21 protein-coding genes are annotated in these 21,605 nt (G+C 62.0%); 6 read left to right on the top strand and 15 right to left on the bottom strand.

From position 1 onward, the window contains the following. Positions 1–86: 86 nt before the first annotated feature. The gene (locus AC04SH_RS00235; protein WP_488573489.1) at positions 87–1,127 is read left to right on the top strand and encodes a M4 family metallopeptidase; all 1,041 of its coding nucleotides are present in this window, start codon (positions 87–89) and stop codon (positions 1,125–1,127) included. Between the two features lie 109 nt (positions 1,128–1,236). Further along, positions 1,237–1,503: a protealysin inhibitor emfourin gene (locus tag AC04SH_RS00230; protein WP_488573488.1), complete on the top strand. Its 267-nt coding sequence runs from the start codon at positions 1,237–1,239 to the stop codon at positions 1,501–1,503. 74 nt (positions 1,504–1,577) lie between these two features. Here AC04SH_RS00230 and AC04SH_RS00225 read toward each other — a convergent pair whose 3' ends face one another. Beyond that, entirely contained in the window at positions 1,578–3,578 is a 2,001-nt protein-coding gene (locus AC04SH_RS00225; protein ID WP_488573487.1) for a hypothetical protein, read from the bottom strand. Continuing rightward, positions 3,575–5,092, bottom strand: a complete 1,518-nt coding sequence (locus tag AC04SH_RS00220) for an NAD(P)H-hydrate dehydratase (protein WP_488573486.1) — start codon at positions 5,090–5,092, stop codon at positions 3,575–3,577. The genes AC04SH_RS00225 and AC04SH_RS00220 overlap by 4 nt, the downstream gene beginning before the upstream one ends. A gap of 381 nt (positions 5,093–5,473) precedes the next feature. On the opposite strand from AC04SH_RS00220, the gene AC04SH_RS00215 reads away from it, so the two are divergent. Both AC04SH_RS00215 and glnA read left to right on the top strand, forming a co-directional pair. Further along, on the top strand, positions 5,474–5,812 hold the full coding sequence (locus AC04SH_RS00215; protein WP_006205430.1) for a P-II family nitrogen regulator: 339 nt from the start codon (positions 5,474–5,476) through the stop codon (positions 5,810–5,812). Positions 5,813–5,870: 58 nt separating this feature from the next. Beyond that, the gene (glnA, locus tag AC04SH_RS00210) at positions 5,871–7,280 is read left to right on the top strand and encodes a type I glutamate--ammonia ligase (RefSeq protein WP_488573485.1); all 1,410 of its coding nucleotides are present in this window, start codon (positions 5,871–5,873) and stop codon (positions 7,278–7,280) included. A 133-nt stretch (positions 7,281–7,413) separates the two neighbouring features. On the opposite strand, the gene AC04SH_RS00205 is transcribed toward glnA, so the two are convergent. Beyond that, positions 7,414–8,454 carry a glutamine synthetase beta-grasp domain-containing protein gene (locus tag AC04SH_RS00205; protein ID WP_192254256.1) on the bottom strand — a complete coding sequence of 347 codons (1,041 nt, stop codon included), beginning with the start codon at positions 8,452–8,454 and terminating at the stop codon, positions 7,414–7,416. A gap of 318 nt (positions 8,455–8,772) precedes the next feature. Between AC04SH_RS00205 and AC04SH_RS00200 the strand changes: the two genes are divergently transcribed. Beyond that, entirely contained in the window at positions 8,773–8,970 is a 198-nt protein-coding gene (locus AC04SH_RS00200) for a DUF2735 domain-containing protein (protein ID WP_488573484.1), read from the top strand. Between the two features lie 77 nt (positions 8,971–9,047). Here AC04SH_RS00200 and AC04SH_RS00195 read toward each other — a convergent pair whose 3' ends face one another. From AC04SH_RS00195 to AC04SH_RS00150, 10 genes are all read right to left on the bottom strand, one after another. After that, on the bottom strand, positions 9,048–10,934 hold the full coding sequence (locus AC04SH_RS00195) for an MFS transporter (RefSeq protein WP_488573483.1): 1,887 nt from the start codon (positions 10,932–10,934) through the stop codon (positions 9,048–9,050). Positions 10,935–11,115: 181 nt separating this feature from the next. Beyond that, the gene (locus AC04SH_RS00190; protein ID WP_488573482.1) at positions 11,116–11,907 is read right to left on the bottom strand and encodes an ATP12 family chaperone protein; all 792 of its coding nucleotides are present in this window, start codon (positions 11,905–11,907) and stop codon (positions 11,116–11,118) included. 11 nt (positions 11,908–11,918) lie between these two features. After that, positions 11,919–12,776: a DMT family transporter gene (locus tag AC04SH_RS00185; protein WP_488573882.1), complete on the bottom strand. Its 858-nt coding sequence runs from the start codon at positions 12,774–12,776 to the stop codon at positions 11,919–11,921. Positions 12,777–12,838: 62 nt separating this feature from the next. Next, complete coding sequence (locus AC04SH_RS00180) at positions 12,839–13,819, bottom strand: RluA family pseudouridine synthase (RefSeq protein WP_142865539.1); 981 nt, start codon at positions 13,817–13,819, stop codon at positions 12,839–12,841. 63 nt (positions 13,820–13,882) lie between these two features. After that, positions 13,883–14,221, bottom strand: coding sequence for a DUF190 domain-containing protein (locus AC04SH_RS00175; protein ID WP_488573481.1), 339 nt, complete (start codon positions 14,219–14,221; stop codon positions 13,883–13,885). Beyond that, positions 14,221–14,604 carry a fluoride efflux transporter CrcB gene (gene crcB / locus AC04SH_RS00170; RefSeq protein ID WP_488573480.1) on the bottom strand — a complete coding sequence of 128 codons (384 nt, stop codon included), beginning with the start codon at positions 14,602–14,604 and terminating at the stop codon, positions 14,221–14,223. The genes AC04SH_RS00175 and crcB (AC04SH_RS00170) overlap by 1 nt, the downstream gene beginning before the upstream one ends. A 110-nt stretch (positions 14,605–14,714) precedes the next feature. Continuing rightward, on the bottom strand, positions 14,715–15,101 hold the full coding sequence (gene crcB / locus AC04SH_RS00165) for a fluoride efflux transporter CrcB (RefSeq protein ID WP_488573479.1): 387 nt from the start codon (positions 15,099–15,101) through the stop codon (positions 14,715–14,717). 31 nt (positions 15,102–15,132) lie between these two features. Then, the gene (locus tag AC04SH_RS00160; protein ID WP_488573478.1) at positions 15,133–15,963 is read right to left on the bottom strand and encodes an aspartyl/asparaginyl beta-hydroxylase domain-containing protein; all 831 of its coding nucleotides are present in this window, start codon (positions 15,961–15,963) and stop codon (positions 15,133–15,135) included. Positions 15,964–16,237: 274 nt separating this feature from the next. Next, positions 16,238–17,548: a replication-associated recombination protein A gene (locus tag AC04SH_RS00155; RefSeq protein ID WP_488573477.1), complete on the bottom strand. Its 1,311-nt coding sequence runs from the start codon at positions 17,546–17,548 to the stop codon at positions 16,238–16,240. Positions 17,549–17,651: 103 nt separating this feature from the next. Then, positions 17,652–19,145 (bottom strand): DegQ family serine endoprotease, encoded by a 1,494-nt coding sequence (locus AC04SH_RS00150; protein ID WP_488573476.1) that lies wholly within the window; start codon positions 19,143–19,145, stop codon positions 17,652–17,654. Positions 19,146–19,348: 203 nt separating this feature from the next. Between AC04SH_RS00150 and AC04SH_RS00145 the strand changes: the two genes are divergently transcribed. Beyond that, entirely contained in the window at positions 19,349–19,906 is a 558-nt protein-coding gene (locus AC04SH_RS00145) for a hypothetical protein (protein WP_488573475.1), read from the top strand. A gap of 68 nt (positions 19,907–19,974) precedes the next feature. Here AC04SH_RS00145 and rplQ read toward each other — a convergent pair whose 3' ends face one another. Continuing rightward, positions 19,975–20,406 carry a 50S ribosomal protein L17 gene (rplQ, locus tag AC04SH_RS00140; protein ID WP_477267127.1) on the bottom strand — a complete coding sequence of 144 codons (432 nt, stop codon included), beginning with the start codon at positions 20,404–20,406 and terminating at the stop codon, positions 19,975–19,977. Between the two features lie 105 nt (positions 20,407–20,511). Continuing rightward, the gene (locus AC04SH_RS00135) at positions 20,512–21,522 is read right to left on the bottom strand and encodes a DNA-directed RNA polymerase subunit alpha (RefSeq protein ID WP_032933403.1); all 1,011 of its coding nucleotides are present in this window, start codon (positions 21,520–21,522) and stop codon (positions 20,512–20,514) included. Positions 21,523–21,605 lie beyond the last annotated feature (83 nt).

The raw sequence follows: 21,605 nt of genomic DNA, 5'->3' as shown, positions 1-21,605 counted from the left end.
ATATTTAATATTGAAGACGTTTGGCAAATAGAATACGATATAACGGTCAATTTTGACGAATGATATCAGCGCGAGGGGGATCGGTCATGCTTGCACATTGTGGTTGCTTTATTATCCCAAAAGATGTTCTCGAACGTTTTGCCAAAGACCAGTCGCTGCCACAGAAATCCCGAGACGCATTTCAAGCCACTGCCGATCTTGAGCCGATCTGGCGCAAGCTCCGCGTCGCGCAAAACCAGGCAATCCAGGCGGGTCTTGTTGCCCAGCCAAGAACCATGACACTTGCGGCAGCGCCTAAGGTTACGGTCTATGATTGCCAGAATACGACCTCTTTGCCTGGAACCCCTGTCGCCGGCCCGGGGACATCGACCAGCCAGATTGTAAAACGAGCCTTCGACGAGACGACTGCAGTGGCTGATTTCTATCAGACATGCTTTGGCCGCAACTCGGTCGACGGCCTCGGAATGACGCTCATGTCGTCGCTCCACTACGACATGAATTACAACAACGCCTTCTGGAATGGCACCCAGATGACCTATGGCGATGGCGATGGCCAGATATTCGTCGATTTCACGAAGTCGAATGACGTCATCGCCCATGAACTCACGCACGGCATCACGCAATACACCGCAGGCCTTGTCTATACCAACGAGGCCGGCGCGCTCAACGAAAGCGTGTCGGACGTGTTCGGCTCGATGTTCCGCCAATGGCGGGCCCAACAATCCTTCGCCAAAGCGGACTGGCTCATCGGTGCTGAAATCATGGGACCGGCCGCAAAGGCGAAGAACTATACCTGCCTGCGCGACTTATCGAATCCGGGCGCAGCGCATTGCCTTTCGCCGCAGCCGGACAATTATAAGAACTATCAGCCTGGAGGTGATCCGCATCATAACAGCGGCATTCCGAACCATGCTTTCTATCTGGCGGCCAAAAGCCTTGGCGGCCAGTCATGGAACGAGGTCGGAAAAGTCTGGTATGCAGCCTTGACCAGCAATAAGGCGACAAAAAACATGACCTTCAAATCCTTTGCCAAACTCACACGTTCCGCAGCCAAGACCTTGTTTGCCGCCAATCCCGCCGTATATGCTGCGGTGGATGGTGCTTGGACCAGTGTGGGTGTGCACTAGACCTGGTCGGGCAAGGCAGGCCCATTGGTCCGGTCGCTTTTGACATCTGCTGATACCGACGCTGATTTCGCTTCGGTATCGGCAGACGAGGCAGACATAGGAGTTGGTTATGGCCGAACGGTTTATTATCGAAAGACATGGCGGTTTGGCCGGGCTGAAGGGAAGAGGAACCGTCGATGCGGCGACGCTCGACGACAAGGACAAGGCCGCACTCAAGGAATTGTTCGACCGCAAGAAGCCATTGCCCAAGGATCCCGGAGCAGACAGGTATACATTCACTGTTACCCACGAAAGCGAGACGGGAAGCAAGACGCTCGAAGTGCCCGAGACTTTGTTGCCTCGTTCGGTCACCCAAGCGGTGAAAGATCAGCTCTGACGAAGACCTTGGCGGCATCCATGCCGCTGCAGTGCACTTCGCTAATCCGGCTGATCCGGAGGAAGAATGATGAGCTACTCCTCTTCCGCCGCGCCGAATCCTGCGTCCCGGGTGGCGGCGGTGGCGCTCGCCCAGGGTGTCGCGTGGTTGTCGATGCGCATCTGGAAGATGAAATAGGTCGGCGAGCAGAAGCCGATGCCCTTCACCTTGGCGGCGCCCGGCGTATCCGACGGCAGTGACTGGCACATGTAATCCTCGCGGCAGAAATGATCGGCCGAGCATGCCGGACGGTTGCCGCGATTGACCGCGCCGCCAAGACACTGGTCGAAATTGTTGGTCGCCACGCAGGTGTCGAACTTTTTGCCACCAACCAGCCCGCAGATTTCCGACGGCATCGGCTTGCCCGCCTTGAAGGCGGCAAAGCTGCGGTCCTTGTCGTCGCAGGCGCGGTAGGCGATGCCTGCCGGCACGCCGATCTTCGGCGGCCGGCAGGTGTAGGCGGTCCGCGAAAAGCTCGGTACGAAGGCGGCGAACTGGCCGGTGATCTTGTAGCGATCGTTGAAGGGCTGCGACGGGTTGCTGGCGATCGACCCGGTCAGGCAGGGATGGCCGGAAAACATCTTTGGGCTGTCCTTGGGCAGCAGACACTGCGCCAGCGCGGTGCGCACGCCTGATGCGGTCGCCAGCGGCGTGCAGACGGACCCGCCGCCGCATTGCCAGGTCGCGCCGAAGCGTTTTTCGTCGTCCGGCATCAGGCACGGCATCGCCATCTCGGCCGGCGCGTAATCGACCTCGCCGGCATCGGTCCAGGTGGCCGGCGGAGCAAAGGATAGTGGCCGGTAGCGGTTCGGCTCCTTTCCCTCCTGCGTTGCGCGCAACCAGGCCTCACGCCGCGGGATCTCGGCATGGAGATGCGGCGAGATGCCGACCTCGATGCGGTTGAGCGGTGACGTCGTCTTGTCGTCGAGGCCGATGAAATGAAAGCCGGCGGTGGAGCCCGCCTGGTGGCAGCCCTGGCAGGCGCCATTGTCCAGCCGTTCGACCAGCGCCTCCGGTGTGCGCACCAGTTTCAGCCCCGCATAGTCGAGGCCGGCGAAATCCGCTGGCTGAAACAACGGCGTGAACGGATGATTGGCCTGCCTGGCGCTGCCGAAGGTCGACCACGAGATGATCTTCGTCGCCAGGAATTCGTCTGGGATTTCGTAGACGCCGAGATCGACCGCCGCGACATTGGCTCTGACATAATCGGCGAGCCTTTTCCTCAGTGCCGCGTCTTGCGAAAGCCGCGCGGTGTCAGGCGTGTTTTCCAGCGGCTTCTCACTGATTGCAGCGCCATCGATGGCGAAGATGCGCATGAGATAGGCAGCCTGCCCGCCGAACTCGGTCTCCTGGCCCGAGGGAAAGCGCACCACTTGCGCGTTGAGTTCAAGCTGCTTGAAAGTCAGTTCCTCCGGTTCCAGCGGCCCGCCGGCCAGCCAGCCGGCATCGACGTTTTCATCGAGCTGCGGCGTCCAGCGCCCGGCAACGCCGACACAGCCGCCATCGGCATCGGGCGCCACGCTGTAGACGGCGTTGAAATTGAACGGCAGCCGCGAGGCCAGGACCTTGCCGTTCTTGCGAAAACTATAGGCCAGGCGATAGATGAACCGCACCTCGCCACAGCTCTTGTCGCCTTGCAGCGCAGCGAAATCGCGCCGGTCGAGCCGGTTGACGACACCGACCAAGCGGAAGCGTGCGGCTTCGGTCTGCAGCCAGCGCATGTCCATGATGCGGCCGACATTGCCGTCGGTCACCTCATAGAGCGTGCGCCCGCCGGCCTTCATCTCGGCGCGCAGGGCCGCAATGTCAGCCGCCACCATGTCTACAATTGCATGATAGGCCGGCGCCTCGCTGTAGAGCGATTTCAGATCGTCCTCGCCGTCGACGGCGAAAATGCCGGCGAAACCAAAACCCTTGGCATCGAGAGCGGCGAGCACCGCCGGATCGTCGATGATGGTCACTGGCTCGGCGCGCACGCCGTGTGATGCCAATGCGGCCATGATGAGCGAGGTGAAAAGGACAGCCAGGCGTCTCATAGAAGGTCCGGCTGGCTTTCGACCAATTCACGTAGCACCGGCACCAGCGCCAGCGGCAAATCCTCGGCGATCAGTCCCGGCCCAAAGCGCCTGCCGGCTTCGGCGTGGATCCAGACCGCGGCGCACGCGGCCTCGAAAGGCGGCATGCCTTGCGCCAGCAGCGCGGCAATGATGCCTGCCAGCACATCACCGGAACCGGCGGTGGCAAGCCAAGGCGCGCCGTTGGCGTTGATCGCGGCGCGGCCGTCGGGGGCTGCGATGACGGTGTCGGCGCCTTTGTAGATGACAATGGCATTGGCGCGGGCTGCGGCCGCACGCGCCTTGGCGAGCTTTGAGAGGCTTTTGTCATCAGCGATGTGGGGAAACAGTCGGCCGAACTCGCCCTCATGCGGCGTCATGACCAGTGCTGGCGCATCCGGCCTGCTGGCCGCCTCGAACAGCGTTGAGGCCGCGCTGCGGAAGGACGTGATGCCGTCGGCATCGAGCACCAGCCCCTCGACACCACCCTCTTGCCGTTTTCTGGCGAGCACGGCGAGGGCGAAATCGCGCGCCTTGTCACCGACTCCGAAGCCCGGGCCAAGGACGAAGCTCGACGACCGGCGATCACCGAGAAAGTCGTGCACGTCCTCGATAGCATCGGTCTTGCGCAGCATGATCGAGGTCAGATGCGCGGCATTGACCTGCATGGCATTTGCAGGCGACAGCACGGTCACCGCCCCTGCCCCACTTCTAGCAGCGGCAAGTGCGGCCAACCGCGCCGCGCCCGTCGCCCACGGTCCGCCGGAGAAGACGCCGACATGGCCGCGCTTGTATTTGTGCGCATCGACCGCCGGCACCGGCAACGTCTCGAGCCAGAACGCCGGCTTGTTTTCGAATGTGCGCGGCGCGACCTGTGCGATGATGTCGTCGCCAATGCCGATATCGGCGACGACGATCTCGCCGCATCGCTCGCGCCCAGGCAACAGCAGATGCCCCGGTTTCTTGCGCGCGAAGGTGACGGTGATGTCGGCACGAAACGCCGTGCCGAGAATGTGGCCGCTGTCACCGGAAACACCTGAAGGCAAATCGACGGCAACGATAGACAGGCCGGCGGCAATGTCTACGGCACGCGCCGCATCACCCGAGAGGTCCTTGGACAGCCCCGCGCCATAGAGAGCATCGATAATCAACGAGCCCGGCTCAGCGACGAAAGTCGCCAGGGGCCGGCGCTCCAGCGAGCATTCGGCCGCGGCAATCGCCGCATCGCTGCCTGCCCTCGGTTCACCGGACACCCACAGCGTGATATCGACACCACTTTCCCCAAGCAATCGCGCCACGACATAACCGTCGCCGCCATTGTTGCCGGGGCCGCACAGCACGTGCACCCCTGTGGCTGAAGGATAGCGCGCCAGCACCACCGCCGCGACCGCCTCGCCGGCACGCTGCATCAGGCCATAACCGTCGAGCGGACCGGCCGCGATTGCCAGCCGGTCGGCTTCGCCCATCTCGGCTGGCGACAGCACTTCGTTGCTCATGAATTGCCGATCCGCATTTCGCCCAAGGCCTCCTTGTCCTGGTCGAGCATTGTCCAGTTTCGTGTTCGAAGCAAACGGCCAGGTGCTGAGTTGGCGTGCGGCCAATCCTTTCGCAGACTGGCGCCACGGATCCGCGCGCGCCCGCAAAATACGCGACCTGCCTAATAATCGTGCAGACGTCAGGAGCGGCAATGTGTAGGCTCCGAACACCCGCGCCGCTTCCGAAGCAGTGGATGACGCGAATGTGCATCCCGTCCCGGCGCGGCATTGGAATTGCGCGAAACCGCTTCTCGTGGGCTGAAATTGGCACATTTCGTGCTTGATGGAGGCGCAAGCGGGGCACACAACCCGTCTTTTTTGGCAGTGGAGGCCACTTTTTACATGAAAAAGATCGAAGCGATCATCAAGCCGTTCAAGCTAGACGAAGTGAAGGAAGCGCTTCAGGAGGCCGGGCTGCAAGGCATCACCGTCACCGAAGCCAAGGGCTTCGGCCGCCAGAAAGGCCATACCGAACTCTATCGCGGCGCTGAATATGTCGTCGACTTCCTGCCCAAGGTGAAGATCGAAGTCGTGCTTGGCGACGATGCGGTTGAAGGCGCGATCGAAGCCATCCGCAAGGCCGCCCAGACCGGGCGCATCGGCGACGGCAAGATCTTCGTCTCCAACATCGAGGAAGTCGTTCGTATCCGTACCGGTGAAACAGGGATGGACGCCGTCTGAGCTTTCTGATTTCAGATTAGCGTCTCCTCGAAACGTCATCACACAGGGAAGAAATGACATGACGACAGCCAAAGACATCATGAAGCAGATCAAGGATAACGACGTGAAATTCGTCGACCTGCGCTTCACCGATCCGAAGGGCAAGCTGCAGCACGTGACGATGGATGTCATCGAGGTCGAGGAAGACATGTTCGCCGATGGCGTCATGTTCGACGGCTCCTCTATCGCCGGCTGGAAGGCGATCAACGAGTCCGACATGGTGCTGATGCCCGATCCCGACACCGTCCACATGGACCCGTTCTTCGCCCAGTCGACCATGGTCATCCTGTGCGACATCCTCGATCCGGTCTCCGGGGAATCCTACAACCGCGACCCGCGCGGCACCGCCAAGAAGGCCGAGGCCTACATGAAGGCCGAAGGCATCGGCGATCAGATCTTTGTCGGCCCGGAAGCCGAGTTCTTCGTCTTCGACGACGTCAAGTACAAGGCCGACCCCTACAACACCGGCTTCAAGCTGGACTCCACCGAACTGCCGTCCAACGACGACACCGATTACGAGACCGGCAATCTCGGTCACCGCCCGCGTATCAAGGGCGGCTACTTCCCGGTGCCGCCGATCGACAGCGCGCAGGACATGCGCTCCGAAATGCTGACCGTACTCGCCGAAATGGGCGTACGCGTCGAAAAGCACCACCACGAAGTGGCGGCCGCCCAGCACGAACTCGGCATCAAGTTCGACACGCTGGTCCGCAACGCTGACAAGATGCTGATCTACAAATACGTCGTGCACCAGGTCGCCAACGCCTACGGCAAGACGGCCACCTTCATGCCGAAGCCGGTCTTCGGCGACAACGGCTCGGGCATGCACGTCCACCAGTCGATCTGGAAGAACGGCAAGCCGACCTTCGCCGGCAATGAATATGCCGGCCTGTCGGAAAGCTGCCTGTTCTATATCGGCGGCATCATCAAGCACGCCAAGGCGATCAACGCCTTCACCAACCCGCTGACCAACTCTTACAAGCGCCTGGTGCCCGGCTATGAAGCCCCCGTGCTGCTCGCCTACTCCGCGCGCAACCGTTCGGCCTCCTGCCGCATTCCGTTCGGCTCGTCGCCGAAGGCCAAGCGCGTCGAGGTCCGCTTCCCCGACCCGGGCGCGAACCCCTACCTCGCCTTCGCCGCCATGCTGATGGCCGGTCTCGACGGCATCAAGAACAAGATCCACCCGGGCCAGCCGATGGACAAGGACCTCTACGACCTGCCGCCGAAGGAGCTGAAGAAGATCCCGACCGTCTGCGGCTCGCTGCGCGAAGCGCTGCAGAGCCTCGACAAGGACCGCGGCTTCCTCAAGGCCGGCGGCGTGTTCGACGACGACCAGATCGACAGCTACATCGAGCTGAAGATGGCCGAAGTGATGCGCTTCGAAATGACCCCGCATCCGGTCGAATACGACATGTACTATTCGGTCTGAATGATCGGTTCAGCGACAAAGAAAAACCCCGGCGTCAGTTCAGACGCCGGGGTTTTTGTTTGTTCAGACGACTGGCGTCGGATGCCGCCAGAGCAGATCGAGGCGGAGACCAAGTCTCCGCCTCAACGAATGCTCAAGCCGCCGCCGAAACCTGGGCGCTGGTCGAAACCTCCGCGATCGTCTTCAGGATCTGCGAAGCGATCTGGTAGGGGTCGCCCTGCGAGTTCGGGCGGCGGTCTTCCAGATAGCCCTTGTAGTCGTTGTTGACGAAGGAATGCGGCACGCGAATCGAGGCGCCGCGGTCGGCGATGCCGTAGCTGAACCGGTTCCACGGCGCGGTCTCGTGCTTGCCGGTCAGGCGCTTGTCATTGTCCGGGCCGTAGACGGCGATGTGGTCCATCAGGTTCTTGTCGAAGGCAGCCATCAGCGCCTCGAAATAGGCCTTGCCGCCGACTTCGCGCATATAGGCGGTCGAGAAGTTGGCATGCATGCCCGAGCCGTTCCAGTCGGTGTCGCCGAGCGGCTTGCAGTGATACTCGATGTCGATCTCGTATTTCTCGGTCAGGCGCTGCAGGAGATAGCGGGCCATCCACATCTGGTCGGCGGCTTTTTTCGAGCCCTTGCCGAAGATCTGGAATTCCCACTGGCCCTTGGCCACTTCGGCGTTGATGCCTTCATGGTTGATGCCGGCGGCGAGACACTGGTCGAGATGCTCCTCGACGATCTGGCGCGCAACCGGGCCGACATTGGAGTAGCCGACGCCGGTGTAGTACGGGCCCTGCGGCGCCGGATAGCCGCTCTCAGGGAAGCCGAGCGGACGGCCGTCCTTGTAGAAGAAATATTCCTGCTCGAAACCGAACCAGGCGCCCTCGTCATCGAGGATGGTGGCGCGCTTGTTGGAGGCATGCGGCGTCACGCCATCGGGCATCATCACTTCGCACATCACCAGCACGCCATTGGTGCGGGCCGGATCGGGGAACACGGCAACCGGCTTCAGCACGCAGTCGGAGCTGTGGCCTTCGGCCTGCTGCGTCGAGGAGCCGTCGAAGCCCCACAGCGGCAGCTGCTCGAGCGTCGGGAACTCGGCATACTCCTTGATCTGGGTCTTGCCGCGCAGATTGGGGACCGGGGTGTATCCATCGAGCCAGATGTACTCGAGCTTGTATTTCGTCATTCTAGAGCCTCTCGTTGCTAAATCACCGAAGCTGGATGACGCCGGCGCGCGCCGAGCCATCCGGCAGACCGGCTGCCGGTCGATAAAATGCAAGTCATGTGCCATTTCCGCTGCGCGGGGTGCGTCAAAAATGTCCGTTCATCCCGGCGATCCGGCGAAGCCGCCTAAGCAATGCGCCGGGATCGATCAAAGGCAGAATCTGCTTAAATAACAGGCAAATGCTGATCTTTCTTTAGGCATCTTGCCTAACTGTGTTGCAAGACCTACTTTCATGGAAAGATGAATCGATAAGCCTCTCCAGAAGAAAGGAGACCGACCATGGAAATCACGTCAGCCCGTCCGTCGGCAAAAATCCTGATGTTCCCGGCGGCAGCGCGAGCCGCTGCCTCAAATTTAGGCGTAAAGGCCAAGTTCGCGGCAGAGCTTGCCTCATTGCGCGATCATCCGCGCGACCATGGCGAGGCTTGGTATCATGAGGCCGCTATCGCGGAAGCCGGGCAGCCTCGCAAGAGCTAGGCTCTTCCCTCGCAGGCAATTGAAAAACCCGGCGCGATCGCTCGCGCCGGGTTTTTTGTTGAACGCAGGAACAGCGCCTATTGCTTGGTGTGCAGGTCGGTTCCCAGCGTATCCCTGACGAAGATCATGCCGATGATCAGCGACATCGCCGCGATCACCACCGGGTACCAGAGGCCGTAATAGATATCGCCCTTGGAGGCGCTGAGCGCGAACACGATCGCCGGCAGCAGGCCGCCGAACCAGCCATTGCCGATGTGATAGGGCAGCGACATGCCGGTGTAGCGGATGCGGGTCGGGAACATCTCGACCAGGATCGCCGCGATCGGCCCGTAGACCATGGTCACGTAGACGACCAGGATGAACAGGATGCCGATGACCTTGGCCCAGTTGACTGCTGCCGGGTCGGCAAACATCGAGAACGCACCGGCCGCCGGAACACTGTAGACCGTCACGTCGGTGGCGCCGGCGGCGTCATCTGCTGTCAGCAGCTTGTCCTTGACCGCCTGGGCGAGCGGGACAGTGGCTTTTTCACCGGCGCGAATGGCTGCCGCGTCGAGTTTCAGTTCGGGATTGGCCGCGACAAAGGCGTCGAGCTTTTGGTCGGCAACCTTGGCGGCAGCACGTTTCAGCGGATAGCCGCCGTCCTGAAGCGCGAGGTTGACCGCCTTCTTGAAGGCAGCATCGTTTGAAGCCGCCTTGTCCGCGGCTGCCACGGCATCATAGGACGCCACCGTTTCGGTGCCAATCTTCACAGTGGCCGCGGTTCCCGGTGCCGCCGTCGTAATGATGTCGTAGGGTACGGAGCTCTTGGCAAGGAAGTCGGTCGCAATATCGCACGAAGTGAGAGGCTTGCGTGTTCCGGTCGGATTGAACTGGAACTTGCAGTCTCCCGGTGCAGCGGTCACCGTGGCACGCGTGTTCTGCTGCGCGGTGGCGAGCGCCGGGTTGGCGGCCCAGGTCAGCGCCTTGAACAGCGGGAAGGTGGTGACGATCGCCAGCGCGAGACCGGCCATGATGATCGGCTTGCGGCCGACCTTGTCGGAGAGCCAGCCGAACACGACGAAGAAGATCGAGCCGAGCGCCAGCGCGATCGCGATCATGATGTTGACCGACTGCGGATCGACCTTGAGCACATTGCCCAGGAAGAACAGCGCGTAGAACTGGCCATTGTACCAGACCACGGCCTGGCCGGCGGTGAGGCCGAACAATGCCAACAGGGCGATCTTGGCGTTCTTCCACTGTCCGAAGGCTTCCGTGAGCGGCGCCTTGGAGCCCTTGCCCTCGTCCTTCATGCGCTGGAAGGTCGGGGATTCGGCAAGCGACAGGCGAATCCAGACCGATATAGCGAGCAGGATGGCCGAGACCAGGAATGGAATGCGCCAACCCCAGGCCGCGAAGTCCTCCTTGCTCAGCGAATTCTGCACGATCAGGATGATGATCAGCGACAAGAACAGGCCAAGCGTCGCCGTTGTCTGGATCCACGACGTGTAGAAGCCACGGCGGTCGTCGGGAGCATGTTCGGCGACATAGGTCGCCGCACCGCCATATTCACCACCGAGTGCCAGGCCCTGCAGCATGCGCAGCCCAACCAGGATGATGGGCGCCGCAATGCCCCAGCTCGCCGAGCCGGGAAGCAGGCCGACCAGGAAGGTCGACAGGCCCATGATCGTGATGGTGACAAGGAATGTGTATTTGCGGCCGACGAGATCGCCGATGCGACCGAATACCAGCGCGCCGAACGGACGCACCAGGAAACCGGCGGCAAAAACCAGCAGCGTGAAGATGTTGCGGGTCGCCTCTGGATATGAAGCGAAGAACGTGGCGCCGATCGCGGCCGCCAACGCACCGTAGAGATAGAAATCGTACCATTCGAAAATCGTGCCGAGCGAGGAAGCGAAGATGACTTTCTTCTCCTCTCGCGTCATGCCGCGGCTGCTTCCGCCGGCGGTCGATGCCATTGCCATGGAAATGTCCTCCCGTGAGATCCCGTCTGCCTCGATGCTGTGCATCATCGTCCACGTTCCCTCTGAATGCGGACTCAGCTCAGCCATCGGGCACAAAAAATGACAGAAAGCGGCGTCCGGAGGCAGAGCGCCTTTGGGATTATGACTTTGGTATTAGGTGCAGTGCGGCAAAGACCGGAGATCAGGCCTTGAGCGCTTCCAGCAGGCTGACGGCGCCCATCATGTCGCGCTTGCGGGCCGAGCGACGGGCCACGGCCTCGGCGTCCTGGCCCCAATGCTCGGCCTGCCAGTCCTCATCGACATGGCCGGCGGCCCAAGCCGCCTCGCCGTCAAGCGTGCCGTAGTCGACTGCAAGCGCCAGCAGCGCCGACCCGGTCAGCGAGGTCATGACATGGATGGCAGCGAGCCGCAGCGGCTCGGCGCGCTGGGCAAGATGGGCGCCGAGCACGGCGATGCTCTCGCGCGGTTGCTCGACATGGATCACCCCCTCGGCAAGATTGAAGCGGGCGCCAAGCGCGCTGCGCGCCCAGTCGATCACCGGGTCCCAATGCTGATTCTGGCGCTCGACCAGTCCCTGCGGCGCGTCGGCGCGGTAGCAGGTGAGATCGGACGACGCGAAACGCAACACGTCCTCCAGCACCGCCTGCGGGTCGCTGGCGACGCCGTCAATGGCGGTGTTGACCAGACGCAGCACCGGCATCGTGACGGGATCGATGGTCTCGCCTTGCGCTGCGAATTCGCTGGCTACCAACTGTGCCGCCGTCTCGGTCGGCAGCGCCAGCACCGCTTTGCCCGGCGTGCGCACCGGCTTGTCGTCGAGATGCACGGCAAAGCCGTCGTCCACCGGCACGACGGAAACGTCCTTGTAGAAACGCTTCGGCAGATGCGTCTTCATCTGGATCTGCGCGCGGCGCACCGGATCCGGATCGGAGAGCTGCTTGCCTGCTTCGAGGTCGTTGAGGATATCGCGCATGGCGGAACTTTCTATACGGGTACCTGCTTGCGAGCCGGCCGGTTGACGATGATGAGGCCAACCGCGATCAGCCCAAGCGCCACGAATATCCTGAGCGTCGGCGCCTCACCCAGAATGACAGCGCCGCACAGCACACCGAACACCGGCGACAGGAAGGCGAAGCTCGACAGACCCGATGCCGGATAGCGCCTGAGCAACCAGAACCACAGCACATAGGTGAAGGCAACAATATAGAGCGACTGGAACAGCAGTGCCAATGTCGGCAAGGCGGCAACTGCGCGGATCGGCGGGCCGGCGAACGGCATCACCAGGAAGCCAACGACGGCGGCGCCCGCCAGTTGGTAGAGCAGCAGTTTTTCGGCGCTGGTCTCGACCAGTTTCGAGCGCTTGATGACGATGCTGGTCGCCGCCCACAGAATGCCGGAGCCGAGGCTGAGCAGATCGCCCATCAGAGTCACTTTGTTGCCGCCGACAATCCCGTCGGAAAACACCGCCACCAGGCCGCAAAAGGCGAGAACAAGCCCGCCAAGCTTCCTTGCATTGATGCGCTCGCCGAGCAGGAAATGGCCGCCGATCAGGACCCAGAACGGCATGGTGTTGACCAGCAGCGTGTTGCGGGCAACGGTCGTGTATTCCAGCCCGATATAGAGGCACAGGAACTCGACGCCGAACAGCACGCCGACAATGATGCCGGCTACAAGCGACCCGTCGGCCTCGAACAGCCTGATGCCGCGCAGCCAGCACCAGCCGAGCACGCAGAGCCCGCCGATGATCGAGCGTACGATCGAGACGAAAACAGGATCGAAGCCAGCATAGGAGATCTTGGCGGCGACATAGTTGAGCCCCCAGGAAAAGGTCAGCCCGACCATGATGGAAGCAGCCGCCAGATCGACCGCGTCACGGCGATCCGATGCCGAGGCAACGGCCAATGTCAGTCCTCCGCGCTGGCGTCGTCAAAGCCGATCAGGTTCCAGCTCTGGCGCATATGCGGCGGCATCGGCGCGGTGACGTCGATGACGCCCTTGTCCGGGTGCGGAATGACGATGCGGCGCGCATGCAGATGCAGGCGGTTTTGAATGCCGCCCGGGAAATCCCAATTGGTGTCGGCCTCGAAATATTTGGGGTCGCCGATGATCGGGCAGCCGATATAGGCGGCATGAACGCGAAGCTGGTGGGTGCGGCCGGTGTAGGGCTCCATTTCCAGCCAGGTCATCGTCTGCGCCGCCTGCTCGATGATCCGGTAGTAGGACACGGCATGATCGGCGCCTTTTTCACCATGCGCGGCCACACGCACGCGGTCACCGTCCTCGGTCGGCTCCTTGATCAGCCAGGTCGAGATCTTGTCCTCGCGCTTGGGCGGCACGCCCTTGACCAGCGCCCAGTAGGTCTTCTTGGTCTCGCGTGCGCGAAATGACTCGGAGAGCTTCATCGCCGCAAGCCTGGTACGGGCAACCACCAGCACGCCCGACGTGTCGCGGTCGAGCCGGTGCACCAGGCGCGGCTTCTCGCCCTTCTGGCTGCGCCATGCCTCCAGCATGTCGTCGACATTGCGGGTGACACCCGAGCCGCCTTGCACGGCCAGGCCAGCCGGCTTGTTGAAGACGAAGACCTTCGGGTCTTCGTGGATCAGCATCTTGGCCAGCACATCGGCGTCGCCCTGGTTGCGGATCGAGTGACCGGTAAGCGCACTCTCGCCCTTCTTGTCGACCTCGAGCGGCGGCACGCGCACTACCTGACCCGGCTCGACACGGCTGTCGGCCTTGACCCGGCCGCCGTCGACGCGGATCTGGCCGGAGCGCAGCAGCTTCTGCAGATGGCCGAAACCGAGGCCGGGGAAATGGGTCTTGAACCAGCGATCGAGGCGCATGCCCGCCTCGCCGGCCTCTACTGTGATCTGTTCAACGCCTGCCATAATTCCAATCGCCGTTCCGCGGCATGCGACGGCATTCGCCGGCACCCGCAACCTCATACTCGGTCATTCGTTGTCGGTTCCATATTGCAGAACCTGAACTTTCTCCAGCGTGATCAGACCGCTTGTCATGATTGTCTCAAGTATTGGCAGGAAAGCGGCTATCTTTTCCTCGCCATCGACGATCTCGATCACAAGGGGCAGATCCTCCGACAAACGGAGGATCTTCGTGGTATGAAGCCGGCTGGAATGGCCGAACCCCATCGCTCCGCGCAGGACGGTCGCGCCGGCAATCTGCATTTCGCGGGCCTTGAGCACGATCGCCTCATACAGCGGACGGCCCTCTGCCCTGTCGTTCTCGCCGATGAATATGCGCAGCAATTGCGCCTGCGTCGGTATTTTCATTACCCGGATCCTCTCAGTCGGTTGAGGCGCATTGCAAAGATGTGGCCAAGCCAGACGGCGGCAAGCCACGCCACCACGGAGATCGCGATATTGAGCCCCGCCGCCACAAGCTTCCCGCCTTGCGCGAGGATGAGCGTTTCAAGGCTGAACGCGGAGAAGGTCGTCAGGCCGCCGCAGAAGCCGGCCATGAAGAACTGGCGCTGCAACGGGCTGGCGAAGACCCGGCCTTCCGGCCCCGTCAATGTCGCATAGAAGCCGATGAGGAACGAGCCGACAATGTTCACGAGGAGCGTGCCGAGGGGGAATCCACTGCCCCACAAGGCATTGCTCGCCAATGAGACAAGCGCCCGCAGCACGCCGCCGATCATGCTGCCGGCTGCCACGGTAGCATAGATCCGAACCGTTTCACTCGTTTTAGGCCAGCCAACGAGGCGCGCCGCGTGCCCTGCCGCGGCAGCGTCCGTTCCGCCGGAGCGAAGCTTCCGCGGACTGCTCATGGCGCCCCGTTGCCGATCAGGAGATTTCCGGCGGCAAAGCCCAGCGCCACGCCGCCAAGGCTCAGAACAACCGAAAGCAGCACATTGCCGCCGGCGCGCAACCATTCACCCTCGCGCGCCAGCGCCAGCGTCTGCAGGCTGAAGGAAGAGACCGTGGTATAGCAGCCGAGGCAGCCGGTGACTGCAAAGGCCCAGAAGGCGGGCATTCCGTCGCGCGCCACCGCATGCGCGACGACGCCGATCGCAAACGCCCCCGAGACGTTGACGACCATCGTACCCCAGGGAAAGGTCTCGCCGACTCGGCGGGCGATGAAGCCGGACAGGAAGAAGCGGGCCATCGCGCCGATCGCGCCGCCAAGGCAGACAAGCAACAGGTGATACATCGCGTTCCCTCTTGCCGGTCAAGACTACGCGTCAGGTTGTCTCGACCTTCTTTGCCTTGCTCGAGCCGATCATCTTCCAGTTCTTGTAGAACATGGAATTGATGCGCTCGACGGTGACCGAAACGATGGCGAGAAGGCCGGCGATGAAGCCGGGGAATGGCGACGGACGGATGATGTCCATGAACACGCAGTAGCGGCGCCCGTCATACTCGTTGACCGAGCGGTGCAGCAGCGTGTCGTCGAAAATATAGAGCGGGTTGTCGTGCCAGTAGTTCCTGGCGCCGTTGCACTCGACGAAAACCTCTGCCTTCACCGGCAGGAGATTGTAGAGGATGCGCAGGCTGAGCCGCAGCGGTCCGAAATGCCAGGAGGTCGATTCCTTGCCCCTGAAGACCGAGACGGCAATGGTCTTGATGTATTTGAAATCCTTGTTGAATTCGGCGACGTTGTCGATCTTGTGCTTGCCGTACCATTGATAGACATACATGCCGCGACGGCCGGTGCCGAAATTGGCGTCGATATCGGCGATGATCTCGTCCTTGCGCGCCTTGAAGACGTCGAGAACCTCATTGACCTCGCGCTGATAGTCAGCGGGAAACTGCTCCAGCTTCCACACGCCCGGGTTCCGGTAGCTAAGCAGATCGACCAGAAGGTTGAAGGGCGACAAGAGCCAGGTGAAAATGCCGTTGCCGAGGAAATAGCCGCGAAACAGCGACAGGTCCTTGTTGGCGTTGCGCAGCACATCGATCAGGCCGCAGACGATCCAGATCGTCGTCAGGATCGGGATGAAATAGAAGCCTAGTGCGAGAAGCGGTAGCGCAATCACAGCCTGGCGAAGGGATTTACGAACGGATTTTTTCATTTTTTTCTCGCGCCGTCGGGCGCGATTCCTGTTGCGACGACAATCGCCAAGCATCTTGGCGACGGCCACCCCCGAGGCCGTGCGCCTTGATAGGGTCTTTTGTCCCCACGCACAATGCCATCGCGCGGCGCCCGGGTGCTCTCGGTGGCCGCCAAGCAAAATGTCTGGAGTTGCGTACTCCACTTTAGTTCAGTGCACAGGAGAAGGACGGAGGTGGGAATGCCCCATGGCGGGATTTCGTCCGGCGCCGACAAAACCACAGGCGCGCGCAAGCCTATTTTTCCCGCTCGCTGCGCAGCTTCGCCCAATAGTCCAGCCGTTTCCGGATATCGCGCTCGAAGCCGCGTTCGGGCGGATCGTAAAAGGTCTGCCGGCCCATCTTTTCCGGAAAATAGTCCTGGCCGGAAAAGGCATCGGGCTGGTCATGGTCGTAGCGGTAGCCGGCGCCGTAATCCTCCTCTTTCATCAGCTTGGTCGGCGCGTTGAGGATGTGCTTGGGCGGCAGCAGCGAGCCGAACTCCTTCGCCGCCCGCGTGGCCGCCTTGAAGGCGGTGTAGACGGCGTTGGATTTGGGCGCGGTGGCGAGATAGACGGTCGCCTCGGCGAAGGCGAGTTCGCCTTCGGGCGAGCCCAGATAGTCATAGGCGTCCTTGGCGGCATTGGCGACGATCAGCGCCTGCGGGTCGGCCAGCCCGATATCCTCCATCGCCATGCGCACCAGCCGGCGGCCGAGATAGAGCGGATCCTCGCCGGCATCGAACATGCGGGCGAGATAATAGAGGGCCGCGTCTGGATCGGACCCGCGCACCGATTTGTGCAGCGCCGAGATCAGATTGTAGTGGCCGTCCTGGCCCTTGTCGTAGATCGGCGCACGGCGCTGGACGATGCGCTGCAGCCCTTCGGGATCGAAAACTTCGCCAGGTTTGGCGGCGCGCCAGACCTCTTCGGCCAAGGTCAGCGAGGCACGACCGTCGCCATCGCTCATGCGGATGAGCATCGCCAGCGCCTCGTCGTCGAGCGGCAGCGCCCTACCCTCGGCCTCCTCCGCCCGCGTCATCAGTTTGGCGATGCTCTCCTCGCCCAGCGAATGGAACACCAGCACCCGCGCGCGCGACAGAAGCGCGGCATTGAGCTCGAAAGAGGGATTCTCCGTCGTGGCGCCGACGAGCACGACCGTGCCGTCCTCCATGACCGGCAGGAAAGAATCCTGCTGGGCGCGGTTGAAGCGATGGATCTCGTCGACGAACAGCAGCGTCTGGCGGCCATTGGCGCGGCGCAGCTTCGCCGCCTCGAACACCTTCTTCAGGTCGGCAACGCCGGAAAACACCGCCGATATCTGCTCGAAGGCAAGGCTGGTCTCGCCGGCCAGCAGCCGCGCAACGGTCGTCTTGCCGGTCCCCGGCGGCCCCCAAAAAATCATCGAGCCGAGCGAGCCGGAATTGATCAGCCGCGTCAGCGCGCCATCGGGCCCGGTCAGATGCTCTTGGCCGACAACCTCGCCAAGGTTCTTCGGGCGCAGCCGGTCGGCGAGCGGCCGGCCGGGTGGCGCTCTTTCCGGTTCATCGACGCTGAACAGATCGGCCATGCAAGTCTTTTTGTTGGAGCGATCCCACTCTTTTGGAGCATGATCTTATCCGAAAACCGGTTCCCACTTTTCGGGATCATGCTCTGAAGATGGGAAGATCGCCTCAGTAACGCAACACCTGGCGCAGTATCTGCCCGCCGCGCTCGACGGTAAAGCGCCACCAGCGCGTGTCCTGCTGCGAGAGCTGCGCCAGTGTGGCAGCCGTATCGACAGTCGTGCCGTTCACCTCGCGCACGATGTCGCCGGGTTGGAAGCCGAAATCGGCAGCCGGCGAATCGCGGTTGATGTCGACTACGGTGACGCCCTTGAGGTCGGTGCGCAGGCCAAGCCGCTGGGCAAGCCTGGGCGACAGCTCCGCGACCTTGGCGCCCGAGAACGGGCTGCGGCCATGCAGCGTCACTTCCGAGGCCTTGGCGCCCTCCGGCGCGCGCTCCAGCGCAATCTCCATCGTCGCCTGCTGGCCCTTGCTCAGGACGGCGAAGGTCGCCTTGGTGCCGATCGACAGCGTTGCCATGCGGTAATCCAGCGCCTCGATGCCTTCGACGGTCGTGCCGTTAAGCTGCAGTACGACATCGCCGGGCTTCAGCCCTGCCTTGGCTGCCGGTCCAGCTTCCTCGACCGACGACACCAGCGCGCCCGTCGGCTTCTCCATGCCGAGCGATTCGGCGATCTGCGGTGTGACCGCCTCGAACTCGGCGCCGATATAGGGTCGCTCGAAGAAATCGAGCCCGGCCTTGGCCGCGTCGGCGAAGGCGCGCACCATGTTGGCTGGGATGGCAAAGCCGATGCCGATCGAGCCGCCGCTGCGGCTGTAAATGGCGGTGTTGATGCCGACCAGCTGGCCGCCCATGTTGATCAGCGCGCCGCCGGAATTGCCGGGATTGATGGCGGCGTCGGTCTGGATGAAATAGCCCGAATCCGAAACGCCGATATGGCTGCGGGCAAGTGCCGAAACGATGCCGCTGGTGGTGGTCTGGCCGACGCCGAACGGATTGCCGATCGCCAGCACCAGGTCGCCGACCTCGAGCGCGTCGGAATCGCCGATGGCGATCACCGGAAACGGCTTGTCGGAGGTGATCTTGAGCACGGCAAGGTCGAGCGTCTCGTCCTTGAGCATGACCTTCGAGGTGAATTCGCGCCCGTCCGCGGTCGCGACCTTGACCTCGTCGGCGTCCTTGATGACGTGGAAATTGGTGACGACCACGCCACTCGGGTCAACCAGCACGCCCGAGCCGAGCGAAGATTGCGCGCGCGGCTGCGCGCGACCGAAGAATTCCTCGAAGAAAGGATCACCGTCGAAGGGCGACGTGACCTTGGCCGTCTGCGAGGCATAAACATTGACCACCGCCGGCGCCGTCTGCTTGACCAGTGGCGCAAACGAAAGCTGCACCTCTTCGCGGCCGAACGGCACGCGCTTGTCGGGACCGGAGGTGCCGTTCTCGCCCTCGACGCCATGCAACAGATCGGTCAGCACATCGGAGAGCCCCGGATCGGCTGGCTTGGCGGCATCCTCGGCCAGCGCCTGCCTCACGGCCGGTGCCGCGGCAAAGGCGGCCAGCGCGCAAAGGGCAACAAGAAACAGCCGTTTGAAGTGCATTCCGAATCCTCCAGATCGGGCGTCATTGTCCCGACGATTGTGCAGAATGAAAGGCTAAGGCGATGAAATCGAATTATTTTCAGCCCAGTAATCGGCTAAAGCTCTGTCTGCAACCGGTACCGTTGTCGATCGCATGAAAAAACAGCTCGCTTCATTTCCGTGATTTTCTGGTCACCGGCAACTTGGGACCGGTGAGGCCGGGCATGAAACTGATTGAGGTCGCCGAGACACTCGGTTCACCTGACGGCTGGAATATCGACGATGGCGACCTTGTTCCGCTTTATTGGTGTTTCGGCCCGCTGGAGATTTCTTTCGACAGCATCGCTCCATACCAGATGAACTGGTTTCAGATCGAAGGCGCGACGCAACTCAGGGGCAAGTCTGAGTCTCTGACAGAACAGCTGAAGTTGTCCTTGGATGGGTTTAGCGGTTCAACGAAACCCTCGGAATTCCTTGCGGCAGGTCTGTGGGGAACCCAACAAACGACCGTCTACTATGCAGCGCTGAGCGACGCTATCCTGCTGAACATCTGCGCTGGCTGCATCCAGATTCACTTCCAGGTCGCCACTGCGTTCATTGGCGATCGAGAAGCGATTGAATATCTGAACGAATCGACGCTGTCCCAGCTTGTTCGGGCAATCGACTCTCGAACCAAGGTCGACAGCATTTATTCATACCCGCAGACCGTCAGGGAAGAGATGCCTGGGGCATTCAGCTGGCGCTCGTTGACCGGTCAGGACTATCTGAATCTGCTTCGATAGCCGGTCACAGAAAGGCAAAACAAAAGGGGCCCGAAGGCCCCTTGAAGTCATTGCTGGAAAACCGAGCCTTATGCGGCAGCGGTTTCCTCATTGGCGCCTTCGGCCTCGAGGCGAGCGCGGTCGCCGGCGCCCTTGGCGTCGGTGTCGCGATCGACGAACTCGATGACCGCCATGGCGGCATTGTCGCCGTGGCGGAAGCCCGCCTTCATGATGCGCAGATAGCCACCATTGCGGTCGGCGTAGCGCGGCGCGATCGTGTCGAACAGACGCTTGACGACGCCTTCATTGCCGATCTGGGCGATGACCTGGCGGCGGGCGTGCAGGTCGCCGCGCTTGCCGAGCGTCACCAGCTTCTCGACGATCGGACGCAGGTCCTTCGCCTTCGGCAAGGTGGTGACGATCTGCTCGTGCTCGAGCAGCGACACGGCGAGGTTGGCGAACATCGACTTGCGATGGCTAATGCTTCTGGCGAAGCGACGGCCTTTGAAACCGTGGCGCATGGCTCTTTTCCTTCTTCAGTTGTTCAAGAGGCCACGGCCTCTGATGGTTTTCCGCATGACCGTCGGATCGGGCGGCCTAAGCCGCCGATCCTTGGAACTTCATGCTCAATATTGGTCTTCGTAACGCTTGGCGAGGTCTTCGATGTTTTCCGGCGGCCAGTCCGGCACTTCCATGCCGAGGTGCAGGCCCATCGCCGCGAGCACTTCCTTGATCTCGTTCAGCGACTTGCGGCCGAAGTTCGGGGTGCGCAGCATCTCGGCTTCGGTCTTCTGGATGAGATCGCCGATGTAGACGATGTTGTCGTTCTTCAGGCAGTTGGCCGAACGCACCGAAAGCTCGAGTTCGTCGACCTTCTTGAGCAGCGCCGGGTTGAAGGCGAGCTCGGTGACAGCTTCGGTGGCGACTTCCTTCTGCGGCTCGTCGAAGTTGACGAACAGGCCGAGCTGGTCCTGCAGGATGCGGGCGGCGAAAGCCACTGCGTCTTCGCCCGAGATCGAACCGTCGGTCTCGATGGTCATGGTCAGCTTGTCATAGTCGAGAACCTGGCCCTCGCGGGTGTTTTCGACCTTGTAGGAGACCTTCTTGACCGGCGAATACAGGCTGTCGACCGGGATCAGGCCGATCGGCGCGTCTTCGGCGCGGTTGCGCTCTGCAGGCACGTAGCCCTTGCCGGTGTCGACGGTGAATTCCATGCGGATTTCAGCGCCTTCGTCCAGCGTGCAGATGACGTGGTCGGGGTTGAGGATCTCGACGTCGCCAACCGTCTGGATGTCGCCGGCCAGAACCGCACCCGGGCCCTGCTTGCGAACGACCATGCGCTTGGGGCCATCGCCTTCCATGCGGATGGCGATTTCCTTGATGTTGAGCACGATGTCGGTCACGTCTTCACGCACACCGGCGATCGACGAGAATTCATGCAGAACGCCGTCGATCTGCACGGCGGTCACAGCCGCACCGCGCAGCGAAGACAGAAGCACGCGGCGCAGCGCGTTGCCGAGCGTCAGGCCGAAGCCGCGTTCGAGCGGCTCGGCGACCAGCGTGGTCAGCGTCTTCTTCTTCGACGAGAACTCGATCTTGTTCGGCTTGATCAGTTCCTGCCAATTTTTCTGGATCATGATGCTTTCCTTCCGTTGACCCGCCACCATCCAATCGTGGCGGGCGACCTGGAGTGCCGTGGAGGAGCGCCAGAGGCGCTCGC

It is taken from the genome of Mesorhizobium sp. CNPSo 4688, assembly GCF_057784295.1.
The sequence above is the reverse complement of the archived record's forward strand: the minus strand, read 5'-3'. Positions and strand labels throughout refer to the sequence as shown.

Excerpts from the sequence above, each read along its gene's own strand:
- AC04SH_RS00215 (WP_006205430.1), top strand. The coding sequence starts at position 5,474 with ATGAAAAAGATCGAAGCGATCATCAAGCCGTTCAAGCTAGACGAAGTG.
- glnA (WP_488573485.1), top strand. The coding sequence starts at position 5,871 with ATGACGACAGCCAAAGACATCATGAAGCAGATCAAGGATAACGACGTG.
- AC04SH_RS00205 (WP_192254256.1), bottom strand. The coding sequence starts at position 8,454 with ATGACGAAATACAAGCTCGAGTACATCTGGCTCGATGGATACACCCCG.
- AC04SH_RS00155 (WP_488573477.1), bottom strand. The coding sequence starts at position 17,548 with ATGGCCGATCTGTTCAGCGTCGATGAACCGGAAAGAGCGCCACCCGGC.
- AC04SH_RS00220 (WP_488573486.1), bottom strand. The coding sequence starts at position 5,092 with ATGAGCAACGAAGTGCTGTCGCCAGCCGAGATGGGCGAAGCCGACCGG.
- AC04SH_RS00185 (WP_488573882.1), bottom strand. The coding sequence starts at position 12,776 with ATGGTCGGGCTGACCTTTTCCTGGGGGCTCAACTATGTCGCCGCCAAG.
- AC04SH_RS00195 (WP_488573483.1), bottom strand. The coding sequence starts at position 10,934 with ATGGCAATGGCATCGACCGCCGGCGGAAGCAGCCGCGGCATGACGCGA.
- AC04SH_RS00235 (WP_488573489.1), top strand. The coding sequence starts at position 87 with ATGCTTGCACATTGTGGTTGCTTTATTATCCCAAAAGATGTTCTCGAA.
- AC04SH_RS00190 (WP_488573482.1), bottom strand. The coding sequence starts at position 11,907 with ATGCGCGATATCCTCAACGACCTCGAAGCAGGCAAGCAGCTCTCCGAT.
- AC04SH_RS00145 (WP_488573475.1), top strand. The coding sequence starts at position 19,349 with ATGAAACTGATTGAGGTCGCCGAGACACTCGGTTCACCTGACGGCTGG.
- AC04SH_RS00175 (WP_488573481.1), bottom strand. The coding sequence starts at position 14,221 with ATGAAAATACCGACGCAGGCGCAATTGCTGCGCATATTCATCGGCGAG.
- rplQ (WP_477267127.1), bottom strand. The coding sequence starts at position 20,406 with ATGCGCCACGGTTTCAAAGGCCGTCGCTTCGCCAGAAGCATTAGCCAT.
- AC04SH_RS00135 (WP_032933403.1), bottom strand. The coding sequence starts at position 21,522 with ATGATCCAGAAAAATTGGCAGGAACTGATCAAGCCGAACAAGATCGAG.
- AC04SH_RS00225 (WP_488573487.1), bottom strand. The coding sequence starts at position 3,578 with ATGAGACGCCTGGCTGTCCTTTTCACCTCGCTCATCATGGCCGCATTG.
- AC04SH_RS00160 (WP_488573478.1), bottom strand. The coding sequence starts at position 15,963 with ATGAAAAAATCCGTTCGTAAATCCCTTCGCCAGGCTGTGATTGCGCTA.
- AC04SH_RS00180 (WP_142865539.1), bottom strand. The coding sequence starts at position 13,819 with ATGGCAGGCGTTGAACAGATCACAGTAGAGGCCGGCGAGGCGGGCATG.
- crcB (WP_488573479.1), bottom strand. The coding sequence starts at position 15,101 with ATGTATCACCTGTTGCTTGTCTGCCTTGGCGGCGCGATCGGCGCGATG.
- AC04SH_RS00200 (WP_488573484.1), top strand. The coding sequence starts at position 8,773 with ATGGAAATCACGTCAGCCCGTCCGTCGGCAAAAATCCTGATGTTCCCG.
- AC04SH_RS00230 (WP_488573488.1), top strand. The coding sequence starts at position 1,237 with ATGGCCGAACGGTTTATTATCGAAAGACATGGCGGTTTGGCCGGGCTG.
- AC04SH_RS00150 (WP_488573476.1), bottom strand. The coding sequence starts at position 19,145 with ATGCACTTCAAACGGCTGTTTCTTGTTGCCCTTTGCGCGCTGGCCGCC.